Source organism: Halomonas profundus (assembly GCF_020865425.1).
GTDB classification, from domain to species: domain Bacteria; phylum Pseudomonadota; class Gammaproteobacteria; order Pseudomonadales; family Halomonadaceae; genus Vreelandella; species Vreelandella titanicae.
In genome coordinates this window covers 3218220-3237516 of sequence record NZ_CP086344.1, presented here as the reverse complement: position 1 = coordinate 3237516, position 19297 = coordinate 3218220, and the positions used below count along the sequence as shown (strand labels likewise).

At 54.6% G+C, this 19297-nt stretch carries 17 protein-coding genes; 11 read left to right on the top strand and 6 right to left on the bottom strand.

The window, feature by feature from the left end; all coding sequences use genetic code 11:
• Positions 1-10: 10 nt before the first annotated feature.
• Complete coding sequence (locus LMS44_RS14770) at positions 11-1042, top strand: patatin-like phospholipase family protein (RefSeq protein WP_027958403.1); 1032 nt, start codon at positions 11-13, stop codon at positions 1040-1042.
• 3 nt (positions 1043-1045) lie between these two features.
• Here LMS44_RS14770 and LMS44_RS14765 read toward each other — a convergent pair whose 3' ends face one another.
• Positions 1046-1615 (bottom strand): Smr/MutS family protein, encoded by a 570-nt coding sequence (locus LMS44_RS14765; RefSeq protein ID WP_022522766.1) that lies wholly within the window; start codon positions 1613-1615, stop codon positions 1046-1048.
• A 176-nt stretch (positions 1616-1791) separates the two neighbouring features.
• Here LMS44_RS14765 and prmB point away from each other — a divergent pair, with 176 nt between their 5' ends.
• The 5 genes from prmB (at position 1792) to phaC (ending at position 7118) form a co-directional block, all read left to right on the top strand.
• A complete protein-coding gene (prmB, locus tag LMS44_RS14760; RefSeq protein WP_009287957.1) occupies positions 1792-2751 on the top strand; it encodes a 50S ribosomal protein L3 N(5)-glutamine methyltransferase in 960 nt (319 codons plus the stop codon).
• Between the two features lie 13 nt (positions 2752-2764).
• Entirely contained in the window at positions 2765-3856 is a 1092-nt protein-coding gene (gene aroC, locus LMS44_RS14755; protein ID WP_027958405.1) for a chorismate synthase, read from the top strand.
• A 62-nt stretch (positions 3857-3918) separates the two neighbouring features.
• Entirely contained in the window at positions 3919-4428 is a 510-nt protein-coding gene (locus LMS44_RS14750) for a hypothetical protein (RefSeq protein WP_051430497.1), read from the top strand.
• Between the two features lie 253 nt (positions 4429-4681).
• Positions 4682-5092 carry a phasin family protein gene (locus LMS44_RS14745; RefSeq protein WP_007113285.1) on the top strand — a complete coding sequence of 137 codons (411 nt, stop codon included), beginning with the start codon at positions 4682-4684 and terminating at the stop codon, positions 5090-5092.
• Positions 5093-5210: 118 nt separating this feature from the next.
• Positions 5211-7118 (top strand): class I poly(R)-hydroxyalkanoic acid synthase, encoded by a 1908-nt coding sequence (phaC, locus tag LMS44_RS14740; protein ID WP_081742571.1) that lies wholly within the window; start codon positions 5211-5213, stop codon positions 7116-7118.
• A gap of 97 nt (positions 7119-7215) precedes the next feature.
• Here the strand turns inward: phaC and ahpF are convergent, their stop codons facing one another.
• Both ahpF and ahpC read right to left on the bottom strand, forming a co-directional pair.
• Positions 7216-8772, bottom strand: coding sequence for an alkyl hydroperoxide reductase subunit F (gene ahpF / locus LMS44_RS14735; protein WP_161463666.1), 1557 nt, complete (start codon positions 8770-8772; stop codon positions 7216-7218).
• Positions 8773-8945: 173 nt separating this feature from the next.
• Positions 8946-9509, bottom strand: a complete 564-nt coding sequence (gene ahpC, locus LMS44_RS14730) for an alkyl hydroperoxide reductase subunit C (RefSeq protein ID WP_027958409.1) — start codon at positions 9507-9509, stop codon at positions 8946-8948.
• 387 nt (positions 9510-9896) lie between these two features.
• Between ahpC and LMS44_RS14725 the strand changes: the two genes are divergently transcribed.
• From LMS44_RS14725 to LMS44_RS14710, 4 genes are all read left to right on the top strand, one after another.
• The gene (locus LMS44_RS14725; protein ID WP_161463665.1) at positions 9897-11000 is read left to right on the top strand and encodes a polyamine ABC transporter substrate-binding protein; all 1104 of its coding nucleotides are present in this window, start codon (positions 9897-9899) and stop codon (positions 10998-11000) included.
• A 101-nt stretch (positions 11001-11101) separates the two neighbouring features.
• Positions 11102-12283: an ABC transporter ATP-binding protein gene (locus LMS44_RS14720; protein ID WP_027958410.1), complete on the top strand. Its 1182-nt coding sequence runs from the start codon at positions 11102-11104 to the stop codon at positions 12281-12283.
• A 68-nt stretch (positions 12284-12351) separates the two neighbouring features.
• The gene (locus tag LMS44_RS14715) at positions 12352-13260 is read left to right on the top strand and encodes an ABC transporter permease subunit (RefSeq protein WP_161463664.1); all 909 of its coding nucleotides are present in this window, start codon (positions 12352-12354) and stop codon (positions 13258-13260) included.
• Positions 13260-14087, top strand: a complete 828-nt coding sequence (locus LMS44_RS14710) for an ABC transporter permease subunit (protein ID WP_027958412.1) — start codon at positions 13260-13262, stop codon at positions 14085-14087. Before LMS44_RS14715 ends, LMS44_RS14710 begins: the two co-directional genes overlap by 1 nt.
• Before the next feature lie 6 nt (positions 14088-14093).
• On the opposite strand, the gene LMS44_RS14705 is transcribed toward LMS44_RS14710, so the two are convergent.
• Positions 14094-14303, bottom strand: a complete 210-nt coding sequence (locus tag LMS44_RS14705) for a zinc ribbon domain-containing protein (RefSeq protein ID WP_027958413.1) — start codon at positions 14301-14303, stop codon at positions 14094-14096.
• A 147-nt stretch (positions 14304-14450) separates the two neighbouring features.
• Here LMS44_RS14705 and LMS44_RS14700 point away from each other — a divergent pair, with 147 nt between their 5' ends.
• On the top strand, positions 14451-14879 hold the full coding sequence (locus LMS44_RS14700; RefSeq protein ID WP_161463663.1) for a DUF3617 domain-containing protein: 429 nt from the start codon (positions 14451-14453) through the stop codon (positions 14877-14879).
• A 140-nt stretch (positions 14880-15019) separates the two neighbouring features.
• Here LMS44_RS14700 and LMS44_RS14695 read toward each other — a convergent pair whose 3' ends face one another.
• Both LMS44_RS14695 and LMS44_RS14690 read right to left on the bottom strand, forming a co-directional pair.
• Entirely contained in the window at positions 15020-18142 is a 3123-nt protein-coding gene (locus LMS44_RS14695; protein WP_027958414.1) for an efflux RND transporter permease subunit, read from the bottom strand.
• Entirely contained in the window at positions 18142-19224 is a 1083-nt protein-coding gene (locus LMS44_RS14690; protein WP_161463662.1) for an efflux RND transporter periplasmic adaptor subunit, read from the bottom strand. The genes LMS44_RS14695 and LMS44_RS14690 overlap by 1 nt, the downstream gene beginning before the upstream one ends.
• Positions 19225-19297 lie beyond the last annotated feature (73 nt).

The window sequence follows — 19297 nt, the reverse complement described above, 5'->3', positions numbered from 1 at the left end:
GGAAAGCAGCATGAATGAATTGGCTCACGTGAGCAGTGGCAATAAAGTCGCTCTGGTATTGGGCAGCGGTGGCGCCCGTGGCTACGCGCATATCGGCGTGATCGAAGCGCTGGAGGCGCGGGGGTTCGAAATTATTGCCGTATCGGGGTGTTCAATGGGCGCAGTGATTGGCGGTATTTATGCCGCGGGTAAGCTGCCTGAATACCGTGACTGGGTGTGTCAACTCGACTACCTTGATGTGCTCAAACTGGTGGACGTGACCTGGAGCTCGATGGGGGCGATGCGTGCTAGCAAGGTCATGAGCAAACTGGAAGCACTGGTCGGCGATATTCTGATTGAAGACCTAGCGATCCCTGTCACCACGGTAGCGACAGACCTGGTGCGGCAACGGGAAGTGTGGTTTCAAAGTGGCCCTTTGCTGCAGGCGATTCGTGCCTCAATGGCCGTGCCGGGTGTTATAACCCCTGTTCATCTGGGCGAGCAGGTGCTGGTGGATGGCGGGCTGCTCAACCCGTTGCCGATTATGCCTATGGTAGCCGCGCACCAAGCAGACTTTGTGGTAGCGGTTAATGTGACTGCCCATAGCCCGTTGCCGGTGACCTTGGATGAGTTACTGCCTAAAGAGGAGGAAAAAGCCGATAGCCGCACCCAAAGCGAGATCGACCGCGATCAACGCATGAGCAGTTGGATAGGCGATGTACGCGCAGCTACCCAAAAACTGTGGGCAGGGCTGGGTGCCAATGGTGATGGCGCAAACGGGGAGAGCGACGACAAAGAGCTAGAAGAAACCACTGAAGCGCGCGGCAAGCGCGAGTGGAGCAAGCTCGATATGATTTTGGAGTCATTCGATATTACCCAGGCGGCGTTGGCCAAGTACAAAGTGGCAGGGTATCCACCCGATGTGCTGATCGAAATCCCCAAAACGGTGTGTAGTACTTACGAATTTTACCGGGGCCGAGATTTGATTCGCCTTGGTCGCCACTTGGCAGATGAAGCGCTGGAACGCCGGATGCCCAGTATCGCTTCCGATGCTACCGAGTAACGGCTACTGACCCCGCTTGCGCAGTAGGATGTACACTGCCCCTGTGCCACCATCGAGATCGATGGCCGAGCAGAACGCCAACACCCCCGGCCACTCCCGTAGCCAGGTATTGGTATGGCTTTTGAGTACAGGAAAATCAGAGGTGGTGCCCCACGCTTTGCCATGCACCACCAGCACACAGCGCAGACCTTGCCCCGCTGAATCACGCAGAAAACTCTCCAACTCCGTGCGGGCCTCCTCCAGCGTATAGCCATGCAGATCAAGCCCCGCCTGCCATGCGGTTTGGCCGCGCTTTAGCTGGCTAAACGTGCGCCATGGTAAGTCGGGCACGCTGAACTCGAGGTACTCTGAGGGGCGCACGGCTTCCACCCGGCCATCCGAAGTGCGCCCGCTGGATTGAGGGGCGCTGCTCTCAACCGCCGCGTTGCGCCGTGCTTCATGGGCCTTAACGTCGCGCTTGGGTTTGCCTGGGTCGGCCTGATTGGTGGCGATAGGGCGTACCCCCGCCGCCTTCAAGGCGTCGCGGAAGGCACTGATATCGTCATCATTCGGCAGGTGGCGGTGTCGCGTCATGTCAGGCTCGGGTGGTAGAAAAATGGGGGTAGCACGGGTGAATCAGTTAAAGAAGCACAGTATAGCGGGCTGAGCGTTGCTGTGAACCGGGCGGCGTGAAAGGTACAATCTTTTATTCGTCATATGGCTCAGGTTCTATTGCCTGCAGTCATGATTATCGTTAACCAGGAGCCGCTGTGACCACGCATCTAAATGTTGAGCATTCTCACTCAACCCTTTCCCTGTCGGAGTCGTTGCTGGTGAGCCAGCTCTTTACGCTGCGCGACTACCTGCGCTGGGTCTCCAGCGAGTTTTATCTGGCGGGCCTGCACTATGGCCATGGTACCGATTCTGCCTGGGATGAGGCGGTGGCACTCTGCTTGGGCGCGCTGCATCTGCCGTGGAATATTGACCCCAGTGTGTTAGAAGCGCGGCTTCTGCCCGTGGAGCGTCAGCGGATTATTGCCTTGGCGCGGGAGCGTGTTACCACCCGCCGCCCGCTGCCTTATCTGCTCGGCGAGAGCTTCTTTGCCGGTCACCCGTTTAGCGTTGACGAGCGCGTGCTGATTCCGCGCTCGCCGATTGCCGAGTTGATTGAAGACGGCTTTGCCGCCTGGTTTCCCGAAGAGCCGCCTGCTAGCGTGCTGGATCTATGCACTGGCTCCGGTTGTATCGGCATTGCTACGGCACTCTATTTGCCCACTTGTGAAGTGGCGCTTGCAGATATCAGCCAGGATGCCCTGGCCGTGGCACGGCAAAATATTACCCGCCATGATGTGGGAGACCGGGTGCGAGCGGTGGAATCGGATGTATTCAGCGGCTTGGAAGGTCGACGTTTTGATCTCATCGTCTCCAACCCGCCCTATGTTGATGCCCGCGACTTGGCCACCATGCCTGCTGAGTTCCGCCATGAACCCTCCTTGGCACTGGGGGCAGGCAGCGATGGCTTGGATATCGTGCGGCGCATACTCCGTGAAGCGCGGGAACACCTAACCGATGAGGGTTGGCTGATCGTAGAAGTCGGCAACTCTGATCGCCATGTGGAAGCGGCGTTTCCCGACGTGCCTTTCCTATGGCTTGAATTCGAGCGTGGCGGCCAGGGCGTATTTGCCTTGAGCGCCGCTGAACTCGACGCCCATGTGGCGTCTTTCCAGTGAGGAACTAATCGCCATGTCTGGCAATACGTTTGGCAAACTATTTACCGTCACTACCTTTGGTGAGAGTCACGGCCCAGCGCTCGGCGCGATCGTTGATGGCTGCCCGCCTGGGTTACCGTTAAGCGAAGCAGATTTACAGCATGATCTGGATCGCCGTCGGCCGGGCAGTTCGCGGCATACTACCCAGCGCAAAGAACCTGATCAGGTGCGCATCCTGTCAGGGGTGTTTGAAGGCAAGACCACCGGCACCTCTATTGGCCTGTTAATCGAAAATACCGACCAGCGCTCTAACGACTACTCAAAAATCAAAGAGCAGTTTCGGCCAGCGCATGCGGATTACACCTACCACCATAAATATGGCCACCGTGACTACCGCGGCGGCGGGCGCTCCAGCGCCCGTGAAACCGCTATGCGAGTGGCGGCAGGGGCGATTGCCAAGAAATATTTGGCCGCCCAAGGTGTTCAGATTCGCGGTTATATGAGCCAGCTAGGCCCCATCAAGATTGATTTCAAACAGTGGGAAGCGGTGGGTCAAAATGCCTTTTTCTGCCCTGACCCGGAGCGCGTAGCAGAACTGGAAGCCTACATGGATCAGCTGCGCCGCGATCAGGATTCGGTAGGTGCTGAGATCACCGTGATTGCCGAAGGGGTGCCGGTAGGGCTAGGCGAACCGGTGTTTGACCGCCTGGATGCTGACCTAGCGCATGGTTTGATGAGTATTAATGCGGTAAAAGGTGTGGAGATAGGCGCAGGGTTTGGTTGTGTCGCTCAGCGGGGCAGTGAACACCGTGACGAGATGACGCCTGAAGGCTTTCTCTCCAATCATGCTGGTGGCGTGCTGGGCGGTATTTCCAGCGGCCAACCCATTGTGGCTCGTTTGGCGCTAAAACCGACGTCCAGCATTACCACGCCTGGCCGCTCTATCGATATCCATGGACAGGCCGTCGAAGTGATTACCAAAGGGCGTCACGACCCCTGTGTGGGTATTCGCGCAACGCCCATCGCTGAGGCGATGATGGCGATTACGTTGCTGGATCACTGGCTGCGTCATCGCGGCCAAAATGGTGAGGTGAGCGTTGATACGCCGCGTTTAACCCAGCGCTAGCGCAATACGGTGAGGTTTGCAGTTCACTGCTACACTCAAACAAAACAGTGCAGGAGCCGCCTATGAAGATTAACGTTGAATTTGATCTTACCCCGGACGAATTTCGCCAATCTCTGGGTCTGCCGGATGTCGAAGCTTTCCAGAAAAACCTGCTGGAAAATATCCAGCGGCAAATGGAGTCTGGGGTAGAGGGCTACGACCCCATGAGTCTTATGAGGCCCTTTCTCCAGCAGCCGATGATGCAGCAAGGGCTCTCGCAGGGACTATCTGAAGGACTGTCTCAAGGGCTAGCCAACTTCGGCACTTATCAGCAAATGATGCTGGATATGTTGCGCCAAGCGGGCAGCGCCAGCACTAATGCCACTAGTGCGTCCTCGTCTAACGGCAGTGCGGCTGAACAGGGTGGTAACACCAGCTCTAAAAGCAGTGCGGCGAGTTCCAGGGCGAGCAGTACTAATAATAGTAGTGCCAATAAAAGTACCAGTAGTGGTGGTAAGGCCAAGTCAACAGCGTCGTCGCGCTCCCGTTCCGGCTCAAGCACACGTTCAACATCCAAGCGCAGTGATTCATAAATCAGTAACGATAGACTGGCAAAAATAGATTGTGGGGAAGTGGATTGAAAGATTGCTAATGGCGATGTGAGAGAGGCAGTGCGGAGACGTTTTGTAGCGTTACTGAATGCAGCTACTTAAAACAGTGTCGCTGTTGCAATGCAGCATGTCAGGGACTACTCTTTTTGCAGTGCAGCAAATCAAGGCAAGACAAGCTACATCACGATGAGTCACTCCAAGGCTCATGCCAAGGAACTAAACAGGAGCAGACACTATGCAAGACAATATGATGGACGCCTTCAACGCCCAAACTAAGCAAATGTTTGAGCCCATGCGTAAAATTAATTCGCTGATGCTCAACAACATGGAAAAAATGACCCAGTATCAGCTGGAAGCCATGAAGCGCTACAGCCAGATGGGTACAGAGCGCATTCGTAGCGCCACTGAAATTCAAGACGCAGAAAGCCTGCGTGATTTCGGCACCAAGCAAGCTGAAATGATGAACGAGCTTTCCCAGCAGATGCAGGAAGACGCGCGCGTCATGAGCGAAATGAGCCTGCAGTTTAAGTCTGAAATGGAAAAAATGTTCAGCGAAGCCGGTCAGCAAATGTCCGAGCAAGCCAAGGCGGCTACAAAAAGCGAGCAACCTGCCAAAGCCTCTAGTCAGTCATCGCGCAAAAGCTGATTAGTGACCTCATCGCGGCGCCCAAGGGCGCCGCGATGCATTTATAAGCTTTAATTTATATATGCTTACATAGCCAAAGTGGTCGGTGCGCCCGATGATAGGCGTAGGGAGAATGAGTATGCAGTCAGCGTGGCACAATCCGTTCCAGGCAATATCACAAGGGCTATCTGACAGCCTGTCTGAAGGGCTTTCTCAAGGACTGCCTGAAGGGTTATCCCCAGAGGAAATTGAAGCCTGGAATAACCAGCTTAAAGAGATTAGCGAACAGTACCAAGGATTGATGCAGGATCTGCTTTCCCGTATTGCGCCCAGTGAAGCCGCCGACTCAATTTACAGTGATATGCGTGAAAGCTTTGAAGCGGGTGCGCAGTCATTAATGCAAAACCCTACGCTGCTGTGGGAAACCCAGAACCGTTTGCTTCAAGACCAGTGGCTATTGTGGCAGCAGGCCCTGCGTGGCATGGCTGGCGAGCAAATAACGCCGCTGATTACCCCGGCTAAAAGTGACCGTCGCTTCAAAGATGAAGCCTGGACTCAAAACCCCCACTATATGGCCATTATGCAGCAGTACTTACTGTTCTCGCAGATGGTGGAAGAGCTGGTTGAAAACTTAAGTGGGTTGGATGAAACCCAGAAGCGTAACTTGATGTTTTACGCGCGCCAGTTGGTCAACGCGATGGCGCCCACTAACTTTATAACTACCAATCCAGAGGTCATGCGCCGCACTATTGAAACCCGTGGTCAAAACCTAGTGGATGGTCTGGCCCGTCTACGTGAAGATTTAGGTAACTCTGGTGAGGGCATTAATGTCCGCATGACAGACCGCGCCGCCTTTGGCGTAGGCGAAAACATAGCGGTAACGCCCGGTTCAGTGGTGTATGAAAACGAACTGATTCAGTTGATCCAATACACGCCAACGACGGAAAAGACCTTTAAAACGCCGTTGCTAATGGTGCCGCCGTGGATCAATAAGTACTACATTCTCGATCTGCGCGAAGATAACTCAATGGTGAAGTGGCTGGTGGATCAGGGCCATACGGTGTTCCTGATCTCCTGGCGTAATCCTGGCCCGGAGCAGCGCGATGTTACCTGGGCCGACTATATGCAGATGGGGCCGATCAGCGCGATAGAAGCTATCGAGCAGGCCTGCGGCGAGAAGTCGGTTAATCTTCTCAGCTACTGTGTCGGCGGCACGTTAACGGCATCTACGGTAGCGTACCTCACCAGCACCCGCCGTGGGCGCAAAGTAAAGTCGGTGACCTATATGGCCACGCTGCAGGATTTTCGTGATCCTGGCGATATCGGCGTATTTCTCAATGAGCGGGTGGTTGAAGGCATTGAGCAAACTCTTGAGGCGAAGGGCTACCTTGATGGCCGCTCAATGGCTTACACCTTCAACTTGCTGCGTGAGAATGATCTGTTTTGGTCGTTCTACATTAATAACTATTTGAAGGGCGAGACGCCTGCCGCCTTTGATCTACTCTACTGGAATACTGATGGTACCAATTTAACTGCAGGTACCCATGCCTGGTATTTACGCCATATGTATTTAGAGAACCGCTTGGTTGAGCCAGGTGGCATTGAGCTGGATGGCGTGAAAATTGATCTGCGCAAGGTGTCGGCGCCCAGCTATTTTATCTCCACCAAAGAAGACCACATCGCCAAATGGAACAGCACCTACTATGGGGCGTTGCTACCCAAGGGGCCAGTGACCTTTGTGCTAGGCGGCTCGGGGCATATCGCAGGTATCGTCAACCCACCCCATAAGAACAAGTATAGCTACTGGACTAACGACACACTGCCCGAAAGCCATGAGGAGTGGCTTGCAAGTGCTACGGCTCAGGAAGGCTCCTGGTGGCCTCACTGGCAGGCATGGATGACCGACAATGGCTATGCCAATAGCGAAAAAATGGTGCCCGTGCGCCAACCAGGGGACGGTGAACTCAACATTATTGAGCCTGCGCCGGGCCGCTACGTGAAGATGACAATCCCTGAAGTGTTGGGGGAAATCCCGTCTTCTTCGTAATTGGCATAGGCGAATAGCCTAAGGTTTCGCGAGCTGCAGCTCCCTCCCACTAAAAAGCCCGCTGACATTTTTGTCAGCGGGCTTTTCTTCGCCACTGTCAGTTTCGAATGAGATAGTCGAAAGCACCCAGCGATGCCTTGGCGCCTTCGCCCATGGCGATGATGATCTGCTTGTAGGGCACGGTAGTTACATCGCCTGCGGCGAAGACGCCGGGCACGGATGTCATACCGTGAGCATCGACGATGATCTCACCGCGGGGCGTCATTTCAATCGGAGAGCCTTTCAACCACTCGGTGTTAGGCACCAGACCAATCTGAACAAAAATGCCTTCCAGCGCGATGGATTTGCTCTCGTCGGACGTGCGGTCTTTATAGTTCAAGCCATTCACACGGCTGCCATCGCCCGTTACTTCGGTGGTTTGTGCGTTGAGGATAATATCGACGTTAGGCAGACTCTTGAGCTTTTTCTGCAGCACCGCGTCGGCACGCATCTCACCCATAAACTCTACGAGCGTGACATGGCCGACAATACCCGCCAGATCGATCGCCGCTTCAACGCCAGAGTTACCGCCACCAATCACCGCTACCCGCTTACCTTTGAACAGCGGACCGTCACAGTGAGGGCAGTAAGCCACCCCTTTGTTGCGGTACTGCTGTTCGCCGGGCACATTCATTTCGCGCCAGCGGGCGCCCGTCGCCAGTACCAGGGTTTTGCTCTTAAGCGTCGCACCCGACTCAAAGGTGACTTCGTGCAGCCCACCTTCCGCCTCGGCTGCTTTAAACGCCGTGGCAAGCTGCAGGTTCATGACATCGACTTCGTAATCTTTTACGTGCTCTTCAAGCGCGCTAACTAGCTTGGGGCCTTCGGTATGGGAAACGGAGATAAAGTTTTCAATTCCCATGGTGTCAGCCACCTGACCACCGAAACGCTCAGCGGCAATGCCGGTGTTAATGCCTTTGCGTGCTGAGTAAATGGCGGCCGCCGCGCCTGCCGGGCCACCACCAATGACGAGCGTATCGAAAGCGGCTTTCTCGTTGAGCTTTTTGGCGTCGCGTTCGGCAGCACCGGTATCTACCTTGGCCAGAATCTGTTCAAGCGTCATGCGGCCTTGATCGAACGGCTTACCGTTCAGATAGATGCTTGGCACCGACATGATTTCCCGCGACTCAACTTCGTCCTGAAACAGTGCCCCGTCAATAGCGACGTGACGAACGTTCGGGTTGAAGATAGCCATGAGGTTAAGCGCTTGAACCACGTCAGGGCAGTTCTGGCACGAGAGCGAGTAGTAAGTCTCGAAAAGCATCTCGCCGTCGAGGGCTTTGATTTGGTCGAGTAGCTCAGCAGACGTTTTAGGCGGATGACCGCCGACTTGCAGCAGTGCCAACACCAGCGACGTGAACTCGTGGCCCATGGGGATACCGGCAAACACCACGCCAGTTTCTTCACCCGGGCGGTTAATCGCAAACGATGGCGTGCGGTCGTCCTGGCCATCGCTGTGTAGGGTAATCTGATCGCTCAGGCTGCTGATGTCCTCAAGCAGGCCGAGTAGTTCTTGTGACTTGGCACCGTCATCGAGGGAGGCAACGATCTCGAACGGCTGAGTCACTTTTTCCAGATACGCTTTTAACTGGGATTTTAAATTGGCGTCCAGCATGACAGTAGCTTCCTCGCAAGTAACAGACGTATTAAATACACGCGTGTGACGGCGCTAATCATTAATAATTTAAAACTGTTTTAAAACAGAACGCCCGGGCGAAACCCGGGCGTTGAACCTGCACGCTCTTGCGCCACGCAAATAAGAGCAAGCGCGTGAAAGCCGTAGGCGGTTTAGATTTTGCCTACAAGATCCAGTGAAGGTGCCAGCGTTTCTTCGCCTTCTTTCCATTTAGCCGGGCACACTTCGTTCGGGTTGGCACGAACGTATTGAGCGGCTTTCACTTTACGCAGCAGCTCTTCGGCGTTACGGCCGATATTGCCAGCGTTGATTTCGACAATTTGGATTTTACCGTCTGGGTCGACAACGAATGTGCCGCGCTCAGCAAGACCCGCGTCTTCAATCAAGACTTCGAAGTTACGTGAAATCCGTAGCGTCGGATCGGCGATCATTGGGTACTGCAGCTTGCCGATGGTCTCTGAGCTGTCGTGCCATGCTTTGTGAGTGAAGTGGGTATCGGTCGAAACGCTGTAGATCTCAACGCCCAGCTTCTTGAACTCGGCATAGTGATCGGCCAAATCGCCCAGCTCAGTGGGGCAAACAAAGGTAAAGTCGGCCGGGTAGAAGAAGAAAATAGACCACTGGCCTTGCAGATCAGCTTCACTTACGTCGACGAATTCGCCATTCAGGTAAGCAGTGGCTTTAAACGGTTTTACTTCAGTGTTGATCAAGGACATTCAGATAATCTCCAGTTGTCATGAGCGAAGGGTTTATAAAGTAGTGCTAATGCTAACGGCTAGCGACTAATGTCTAAAATTAAAAAAAGCCATCTAGCCAATAGCATTGCCCTATTGGCGTACCACAAGATCCTGTTTTACTAGCTACTTAATGGGGTCGGTAGGGCAAAATACAAGAATTTTTCACATTGGCTTGCGGTAGGCGTCACTGCACCGCAAAATTCGCACGGTCAGTAATATGGCCTACGCTATTGTTAGCCGCTGAGGGCTGTTGCCGGCAGCAGCAGGGCGCACTTGGTATGAAGACACTTGGCAAAATATTTGGCTGAATTGTTTAGTGAATGCTGAATTGTTTAATGACTAGTTGAGACAACAGGAGCAGTGATAATGGGGAACATCCACAAACTTTCCGCGGCCGTTGCGGCTATCTCATTCGCCGCAGCGGCTAGCGCTGCCCACGCTGAAGAGGTGCGGGTATTTAACTGGTCAGACTACATTGCCCCGGAAACGCTGGAAAAATTCACCGAGCGTACCGGCATTGAAGTGACTTATGACGTTTATGACAGCAATGAAATTTTGGATGCCGCACTGCTCGCCGGGCGTTCCGGCTACGATGTGGTGGTACCTTCTACCTACTATTTTACCCGCCAAGTGAAAGCCGGTGTTTTTCAGCAGCTCAACCATGAGTTACTAACCAATTTAGACAATCTCAACCCCGAGCTGATGGCCAACCTGGAAACTATCGACGCCGGTAGCGAATACTCGGTTCCCTATATGTGGGGCACCAATGGGATCGGCTATAACGTTGACCGGGTAAAAGAAATTCTGGGTGATGACGCGCCGGTAGATAGTTGGGCACTGCTGTTTGATCCTGAAATAACCGCTGCATTGAGCGAAGCGGGCTGCGGCTTGTCGATGCTGGACTCTGCCGATGAAATGCTCTCGCCCGCCATGGCGTACCTGGGGTTTGATCCCCTGAGTGAAAATCTGGACGATATTGAAGCGGCTGGCGAACTGATCGCCGACGTTCGCGACGACATGACTTATTTTCACTCTTCCCGCTATGTGTCCGATCTGGCGAATGGCGATATCTGCGTGGCCGCTGGTTACTCGGGTGATGTTTTCCAGGCCGCCGATCGTGCTGAAGAAGCAGGGCGAGATTTCACCATCGCCTATAGCATTCCTAAAGAAGGCGCCGCGCTCTGGTTCGACATGATGGCAGTACCCGCCGATGCGCCTAATACTGAAAACGCTCACGCCTTTATCAACTTTATTCTTGACCCGGAAATCGCTGCTGAAATTACCGAGTACGTGCGTTATGCCAATCCTAACGCGGCGGCCGATGAGTACCTCTCTGATGAAATCATCAATGACCCGGCTATTTACCCAGAAACCGAGGTCATGCAAAACCTATACGTGCAGGCTGAAAAGCCTCAAGATGTGCTGCGTGCCCGTACGCGCATTTGGAACCGCGTAAAGTCTGGTCGTTAAACCGACATTTATCCGACGGCGAGCCTGGAGTTAATTCTCTATGGCTCGCTGCTCGTCTTTTTTAATGCCCGGATTGCCGGGCCTTTTGATGGGAGTGGCGAATGGTCACTACGCCCCTGTCGAACGAGCCTTCATCTGCTTCGCCAATCACTCCTTCTTCGTCGCGCCCCCAGGGTAAAACCCCGCGGTTTGCTGAAGATGTGGTGCTGGAAGTAAAACGCTTAAGCAAGCGGTTTGATGATGCGCTGGCGGTGGATGATGTCAATTTGCAGGTTAAGCGCGGAGAAATTTTCGCGCTATTGGGTGGTTCCGGGTCAGGTAAATCAACCCTGCTGAGGATGTTGGCGGGGTTTGAAACTCCTTCTGAGGGCCGTATTTTATTAGACGGTGAAAATATCACCGCTATGCCTCCGCACAAGCGGCCTATCAATATGATGTTCCAGTCCTATGCGCTATTTCCGCATATGACGGTGGCGCAGAATATTGCCTTTGGTTTAAAGCAGGATAAGCTCCCCAAAGCGGATATCGACGCTCGCGTCGCGCAAATGTTGAAGCTGGTGCATATGGAGCGCTTTGCCAAGCGCAAACCGCATCAACTTTCTGGCGGTCAGCGCCAGCGTGTAGCACTGGCGCGTTCGCTGGCCAAGCGGCCCAAACTGTTACTGTTAGACGAGCCCATGGGCGCACTGGATAAAAAACTGCGCACTGAAATGCAGCTAGAGGTAGTGGAGATCATCGAGCAGGTGGGTGTTACCTGCATTATGGTCACTCACGACCAGGAAGAGGCCATGACCATGGCCGACCGCGTGGCGATCATGGCCGATGGCTGGATCGAACAAATAGGCTCGCCGATCGATATTTATGAAAGCCCGGTGAGCCGCATGGTGGCGGAATTTGTCGGTACGGTGAATCTGTTTGAAGGAGAGATTAGCGAAGATGCTGCTGACCACTGCCGCATCGTCGCTCCCGCGCTCGAGCGGCCCATTTATATTGACCACGGTATTACCACCCAGGCGTCGAATCGGCGGGTTTGGGTCGCGCTGCGCCCTGAAAAAATCTGGCTAACCCGCGAGAAACCCACAACAGAATATAACTGGGCAGAAGGCAAGGTGGATGATATTGCCTATTTAGGCGGTTTCTCGCTCTACTACGTGCGCACCCAGTCGGGCCAGATCATTAAAGTCAGTATGGCCAATACCGAGCGTCGCGGTGATCGACCCACCTGGGAAGACAGTGTGTATGTCTACTGGGAAGATCACAGTACGATTGTTTTGAACCGCTAGCGTCTTGAGCTGCTAACGTTTTGAATTGCGATAGTGGCGCATTCCTTACCGCGAGGAGACTGCCTTTAATGAAGTTATCTCGTTCTTCAGCACTGCTCAAACGCTTGCAGCTGGGGCGCCGAGCAGTGATCGCGTTTCCGCTCGTGTGGCTGATGCTGTTTTTTTTACTGCCCTTTGCGCTGGTGCTCAAAATCAGCCTCTCCGAAGCGGCGATTGCGATTCCGCCCTATGGCCCGCTGCTTGAGTACGCCGATCAGACGCTGCATGTCTTTCTTAATCTGGGCAATTATCTCTTTCTGCTCTCAGATTCGTTGTATATCGCCGCCTATTGGGGCTCAGTGAAAACGGCGTTTATTGCCACGCTGGCCTGTTTGTTGCTCGGTTATCCGATGGCGTATGCCATGGCCCGAGCCCCGGCCCGCTGGCAACTGTTGTTACTGCTGCTGGTCATGTTGCCGTCATGGACGTCGTTTTTGATTCGTGTCTATGCCTGGATGGGAATTCTAAGCAACAGTGGGTTAATCAATAACCTGTTGATAGGGATGGGCCTGATTGATTCGCCGCTGCGCATGATGAATACCCAGTTTTCAGTAACTATTGGCATTGTTTATGCCTACTTGCCGTTCATGGTGCTGCCGCTATATGCCCACTTAACGCGCATGGATAACTCGTTGTTAGAGGCCGCTGCAGATCTTGGCTCGCGCAAGTTCAATACCTTTATCAAAGTCACCTTGCCGCTCTCTACGGGCGGCATTGTGGCCGGTTCGATGCTGGTGTTCATACCTGCGGTAGGGGAGTTTGTGATTCCTGAACTGCTGGGCGGCCCTGATACGCTAATGATCGGCAAAGTGCTGTGGGAGGAGTTCTTTCTCAACCGCGACTGGCCCGTGGCGTCGGCGCTGGCCATGGTGATGCTACTGCTGTTACTGGTGCCGATAGTCTGGTTTCATCGTTACCAGTCCAAGGAGCTTGAATAATGAGCATGCGACGGCCGAGCTTCTCAACGGTCATGCTGGTGCTTGGCCTGCTGTTTCTTTACCTGCCAATGTTTGTGCTGGTGGTGTATTCGTTTAACGCCTCGAAACTGGTCACGGTGTGGGCGGGGTTCTCCACCCAGTGGTACGGCGAGCTGTTTCGTGATCAGCAGATTTTGTCGGCGGTATGGACGAGCCTGCGCATCGCGTTTTTCGCGGCCAGCATGGCGGTTTGCCTGGGCACCGTGGCAGCCTTTGTAATGACACGCTATGGCCACTTCCGTGGTAAAACGGCGCTGTCGAGCATGGTCACGGCGCCGCTGGTAATGCCCGAAGTCATCACCGGTCTTTCGCTGCTGCTACTATTTGTGCAGATGGCGCAGATTACCGGCTGGCCAGCCGATCGGGGCATGGCAACCATTTGGATTGCTCACACCACCTTTTGCAGTGCCTATGTGGCTGTCGTGGTGGCTGCGCGGCTGCGGGAAGTGGATCACTCCATTGAAGAGGCCGCCATGGATTTGGGCTCACCTCCAGTGAAAACCTTCTTTTCTATCACGCTGCCGATCATTACCCCCGCGCTGGCTGCAGGCTGGCTGCTGGCGTTTACCCTCTCCCTGGATGACCTGGTGATCGCCAGCTTTGTTTCCGGGCCAGGGGCCAATACGCTGCCGATGGTGGTGTTTTCTTCGGTGCGTATGGGGGTGTCGCCGAAGATCAATGCGCTTGCTACATTGATCATCCTAACGGTATCGCTGGCGACACTGTTGGCGTGGTTTCTTATGCGACGTAATGAGACCCGGCGGAAGGCTGCTCTACGAGAAGTTTAAATCAAACTATAGAACGTCGTCGTCGCGCCCGGCGACGACGCTATCGAGTTCTCCGGTCACCGGTGAGACGATGATCTGTAGCTGGATGGGCGCGCAGCATTGATGGCAATCCTCCCAGGTATCATGGCTGCCCTGTGACGTATCAATCAGAAAGGTCAGCGGCGAATCGCAGTAGGGGCAGTGGAAGTCATAATTGACCAGGGCGTCGTCTTGCATTGTTGGCTACCTTGTATAGCGGATGCGCTAAATCAGTTTCTTACCCAATGAGTGTAGCAGTGTGGTCGTCGGGTAGGGCATCGTAGGATTGAATCAGGTAGGATATCCCAGGATTTAAGTTCCCAAAGCAACGCAGCGAGAGTAGCGATGATGTTACGTAACATGGCAGTAGCGGCCCTAGTGGCCTTTCCGATGGTCGCGTTGGCTGAAACCCCCAATGTCACCGCTGGTGAGTGGGAGTTTGTGAGCAAAACCAGCGTCACCGGCGAAATGGAAATTCCGGATCAAACGGAAACCGAGCGCCAGTGTATTAGTCAGGAAGAGCTTGAGGGAGCTGAATTTGGCTTCATCGAGGAAGAAGAAGGCTGCGAGCTGCTCGACCAGGAGCTGAATGCGGACGGTCTCAGCTACAGCATGGTGTGTCGCGCTGAGGGTGGCGAAGCCACCATCGATGGCGAAATGCGTTTTATGGGCGATCGTATCGAAGGCAGCGTCGATATCCTTACCCAGTCCCCCATGGGTGAGCTGAGCATGAATACCGTGATTGAAGGCGAGTATCTTGGCGAGTGTGAGTAATCGCTAGCTCTCTTTTCAAAGGGTGCCAACAGGCACCCTTTTTCATTGAGGTCGTCATTGCGAGGAGCGCAGCGACGCGGCAATCTCAAGCGTGCGGTGGCCTCTAAAAACCAGATTGCTTCGCTGCGTTGGCAATGACATCAGTCAGATGGTGCATTAGCAATTTCCTCCTCTAACCGCCTTTTCACTGCCCCAGGCGAACCGGTGTGGCGCGCCAGCAAGTCGTAAGCCACAGGCACTACAAACAGCGTAAACAGCGTTGCCGAGCCGAGCCCCGCCATAATCACGGTGCCGATAACCAGGCGAGACTCAGACCCCGGCCCTGTCGAGACAATCAGCGGAATGGCGCCGGCCATGGTGGTCACAGCGGTCATTAAGATGGGTCTTAAACGCGTCACAGAGGCTTCAATCAACGCCGCACGGAAGGCTTTACCCTCATCGCGCAACTGGTTGGCAAACTCGACAATTAAGATGCCGTTTTTCGCCGCTAGTCCAATCAACAGCACCAAGCCTACTTGGCTATAGATATTAAGCGATTGACCGCTTAGTAGCAGGGCGAGTAGCGCACCGCTCATCGCGAGCGGCACCGTAAGCATTATCACAAAGGGGTGAATCAGGCTTTCGAACTGCGCTGCTAACACCAAAAAGACCACAAGCGCGCCCAGTATTAACAAGAACGCGGTGGCGCCACTGGCCTGCTGGAAGTCCCGTGATGCGCCTGCCACATTGGTTTGCGCCTCTTCCGGCAGTAGCTCCGCGGCGCTCTGCTCTAAATAGGTCAAAGCTTCGCCAAGGGGGTAGCTATCCGCCAGGTTGGCTTCAATGGTAATCGCCCGTATACGGTCAAAGCGGTTCAAAGTGCTGGCGCCAGCAAAGTCGGAGAGGGTGACCAAACTGGCCAGGGGGATTAGTTCACCTGTGCGAGCGGATCGAACCTGAATGTTATCCAACGCCCTCGGGCTGTTTTGACTGCCGCGGTCACCTTCCAAAATGACGTCGTACTCTTCACCATCATCAACATAGCGAGTGACGTTACGGCCACCTAACAGCACTTCAAGCGTTCTGCCGATCTCGGTAACCGTAACGCCCAACGAAGCGGCACGCTCGTAGTCAATATCGACTCTTAGCTGTGGCTGGGTTTCGTTGTAGTTGCTCTCTAGTGCCATCAAGCGCGGGTTGTTTTCGCGCACATGATCGATCAGCGTATCGCGCCAGCGGGCAAGCTCTTCGTAAGTCCCACCGCCCAGTACAAACTGCACCGGCTTTTGGGTACGCTGCCCAAACCCCTGGCGCATCACCGGGAAGGCTTGTACCCCCGGCAACGTACGCAGCTTTTCGCGTACTTCGCCCATGATCTCCCAGGCACTGCGTCGGCTGCCCCAGTCGGCCATATTGACGATAATAAAGCCGCTATTGAAATTCTCTATGTTGCCGTAGCCACGAGGGGCGCGAACGACTACGCGCTCCAACTCACCGCTCTCCACCAGTGGCGTCATCCGCGCTTCGATCTCATCCATGTAGTCCATCATGTAGTCGAAGGTGGCGCCTTCAGGGCCATTCACTAATACGATAAAGTTACCGCGATCCTCTTGAGGCGTGTATTCGTTGGGCAGTACCGTGGCCAGCCAGGCGGTGGCGCCAATCAATAATACAAACGCCGCGACCACCAGCCAGCGCATTTTGAGCATCCACTCTAACGTGGCCTGATAGCGGCGCTGTGTGCCGCTGAGCAGCCACTGCACAGCCTTGCCAATCCGGCTTTCGTGCATGCCCGGCTTAAGAATTTTAGACGCCATCATCGGCGTAAGCGTCAGTGCTAGCAGAGTAGAGACCACTACCGCAGCGGCCATGGTTAGCGCGAACTCGGAAAATAGTCGGCCAATATCGCCTTGCAACATACTGAGTGGCAAGAAAACCGCCACCAACACTAGGGTGGTGGCGATGACTGCAAAGGCGATTTGCCGGGTACCTCGAAAGGCGGCGACTAGCGGCGTCTCGCCGTAGTCGTGCATACGCCGGTTAATATTTTCAAGCACGACGATGGCATCATCGACAATCAGACCGATCGCCAGCACCAGCGCCAGCAGAGTTAGCAGGTTAATTGAGAAATTCATCGCTGCCAGAGCAGTAAAGGCGCCAATAACGGCAATCGGAACGGTCACCGCGGGTACCAGGGTGGTGCGCAAATTGCCCAAAAACATAAAGATCACCACCACCACCAAGCCCATGGCGATAAACAGCGTCATAACGACCTGCTCAATCGCCCCGGAGACGAACAGCGAGGCGTCGTAGTTCAGGCTCAGTGACATCCCTTCAGGCAGGGTACCTTGTAGGCGTTCAAGTTCGACCTGAACGGCTTCAGAGAGCTCTATCACATTGGCCGTCGACTGCATGATCATACCCAGGCCGACCATGGGGATGCCGTTAGAGCGGAAGACAGAACGATCCTCCACCGCGCCGACCTCTACTCTTGCTACGTCAGCAAGGCGCACCAGATAGCCGTTTTCCTCCTGGTTTTGAGGAGAGCTGAGGGCGAGGCGCTGAAAATCTTCGGCACTGGCAAAACTACGGGGGAGGCGGACAATAAACTGCCGATCCTTGGATTCAAGCGAGCCTGCCGGTAGCTCTACGTTCTCTGCCCGCAGTGCGTCTTCGATATCGCTAACGGTGAGTCCCCGTGCGGCCAAGGCATTGCGATCCAGCCACACGCGCATGGCGTAGTCACTGCCGCCGCCGACACGCACCCGTGCTACCCCTGGCTGAACGGAGAGGCTGTCGACCAAAAAGCGGTTAGCGTAGTCGGTTAGCTCAGTAATGGAATAGTCGTTTCCGGAAAGGCTTAACCAAACCACCACTTCTTCGCTGCTATCGGCTTTGGTGACCTCTGGGTTGTCAGCGTCGTCGGGTAGGTTGCGCAGCGCGCCGGAGATGCGGTCGCGAATATCATTGGCGGCGGCATTGATATCCATATCAATGCCAAATTCGATCTCGATCTGAGAGCGTCCATCCTCGCTTTGCGAGGTAATCAGCTCAATGCCTTCAACGCCAGCAATGCGGTCTTCTAATACTTGGGTAATCCGTGTTTCGACGACGCTGGCCGAGGCTCCGGGGTAGCGGGTATCGATGGTGACCACTGGCGGGTCGATGGTGGGGTACTCTTGCAGCGGCAGACGATTGAGTGCCAGCAGGCCAAAGGCAATAATCAGCGCCGCGATTACCATCGCCAATACCGGCCGCTGAACAGAGATATCCGATAAACGCATTAGCGGTCGGCCTCCAACAGCGCTCGTATACCGGTCTCGTCATCGGCGATCCCGATTAACCTGGCTTCTTGCCCGTCACGGGCCAGCTGTAGGCCATGAAAGACAATTAAATCGTTGGCGGCGAGTCCCTCGAGAATTTCCACCTCGCCATTGCGGCGCTCGCCGATCACCACTTCACGCCGTGCCAAGCGTGTGCTGCCTTCACTCTGTTCAATTAACATCACGAAGTGACGGTCACCGCTAGGCTCAATGGCCGCCTCAGGGATAACAACCGTATCGCGTACGTGCTGTTGAACGATCACTTCCATCAGCATGCCAGGCCGCAAGCGGCCATCGGTATTCTCGAGATCAGCGCGGATGCTTACGCTGCGCGTGACTGGATCCACCCGTGTGCCGATGGTGGCAATTTCACCGCTAAAGAGGGCGTCAGGGTAGGCGGCAGTTGTGGCATTGAGCATCAAGCCTGGTGAGAGGCGGTCGAGAAATACTTCGGGGACGCTGAAATCTAACTGCATAACATCCAATTTATCGAGCGTCACCAGATCCATGCCTGGAGTGACCAGGGCGCCAACACTGATATTGCGAAAGCCGACACGGCCACTAAAGGGGGCTTTTATCTGGTAATTGGCCAACTCCGCTTCAATCGCTTGAATATCGGCATCTGCCTGGCGCAGCCGTGATTGGCTATCTTCTACATCGGCCCGAGCCGCCAGGTTGCGCTCTTGCAACTGGGAAGCGCGATTTGACGCATTACGCCGCTCTTCGCGAAGTGCCTGGGACGCCCTCAGCTGCGCCTGCTCCTCGGCATCCTCCAGACGAATAAGCAACTGGCCTTCTTCGACCTGCTCGCCGTCACGGAAATTGATCTCGGCAACGATATCCGTGACGGTAGCCGATAGTGTGACGCTCTCATCGGCACGGAGGGTGCCCAAGGCTTCTATTGGATCCGACCAGGTCGTCATGATCGCCCGGGTGCCTATGACTGACGGCGCCGATTGGGCGAGCGCTACGCTGGAAAGCAGAAGAGTGAGAGGCACGAGTGCGAGTTGCAACAGCCGTCGTCGATGAAAGGGCAAAAGCATAGTGTTCTCAGCGTTAGATAATATTTATACAGTTATTGTATATGGTAATTGTATCCGCATAATAATTTTTAAG

Coding starts and splice junctions, on each gene's coding strand:
- LMS44_RS14700 (WP_161463663.1), top strand. CDS start 14,451: ATGATGTTACGTAACATGGCAGTAGCGGCCCTAGTGGCCTTTCCGATG.
- LMS44_RS14695 (WP_027958414.1), bottom strand. CDS start 18,142: ATGCGTTTATCGGATATCTCTGTTCAGCGGCCGGTATTGGCGATGGTA.
- LMS44_RS14720 (WP_027958410.1), top strand. CDS start 11,102: ATGGTCACTACGCCCCTGTCGAACGAGCCTTCATCTGCTTCGCCAATC.
- LMS44_RS14705 (WP_027958413.1), bottom strand. CDS start 14,303: ATGCAAGACGACGCCCTGGTCAATTATGACTTCCACTGCCCCTACTGC.
- LMS44_RS14715 (WP_161463664.1), top strand. CDS start 12,352: ATGAAGTTATCTCGTTCTTCAGCACTGCTCAAACGCTTGCAGCTGGGG.
- LMS44_RS14750 (WP_051430497.1), top strand. CDS start 3,919: ATGAAGATTAACGTTGAATTTGATCTTACCCCGGACGAATTTCGCCAA.
- ahpF (WP_161463666.1), bottom strand. CDS start 8,772: ATGCTGGACGCCAATTTAAAATCCCAGTTAAAAGCGTATCTGGAAAAA.
- LMS44_RS14765 (WP_022522766.1), bottom strand. CDS start 1,615: ATGACGCGACACCGCCACCTGCCGAATGATGACGATATCAGTGCCTTC.
- LMS44_RS14770 (WP_027958403.1), top strand. CDS start 11: ATGAATGAATTGGCTCACGTGAGCAGTGGCAATAAAGTCGCTCTGGTA.
- LMS44_RS14690 (WP_161463662.1), bottom strand. CDS start 19,224: ATGCTTTTGCCCTTTCATCGACGACGGCTGTTGCAACTCGCACTCGTG.
- phaC (WP_081742571.1), top strand. CDS start 5,211: ATGCAGTCAGCGTGGCACAATCCGTTCCAGGCAATATCACAAGGGCTA.
- LMS44_RS14745 (WP_007113285.1), top strand. CDS start 4,682: ATGCAAGACAATATGATGGACGCCTTCAACGCCCAAACTAAGCAAATG.
- LMS44_RS14710 (WP_027958412.1), top strand. CDS start 13,260: ATGAGCATGCGACGGCCGAGCTTCTCAACGGTCATGCTGGTGCTTGGC.
- ahpC (WP_027958409.1), bottom strand. CDS start 9,509: ATGTCCTTGATCAACACTGAAGTAAAACCGTTTAAAGCCACTGCTTAC.
- aroC (WP_027958405.1), top strand. CDS start 2,765: ATGTCTGGCAATACGTTTGGCAAACTATTTACCGTCACTACCTTTGGT.
- LMS44_RS14725 (WP_161463665.1), top strand. CDS start 9,897: ATGGGGAACATCCACAAACTTTCCGCGGCCGTTGCGGCTATCTCATTC.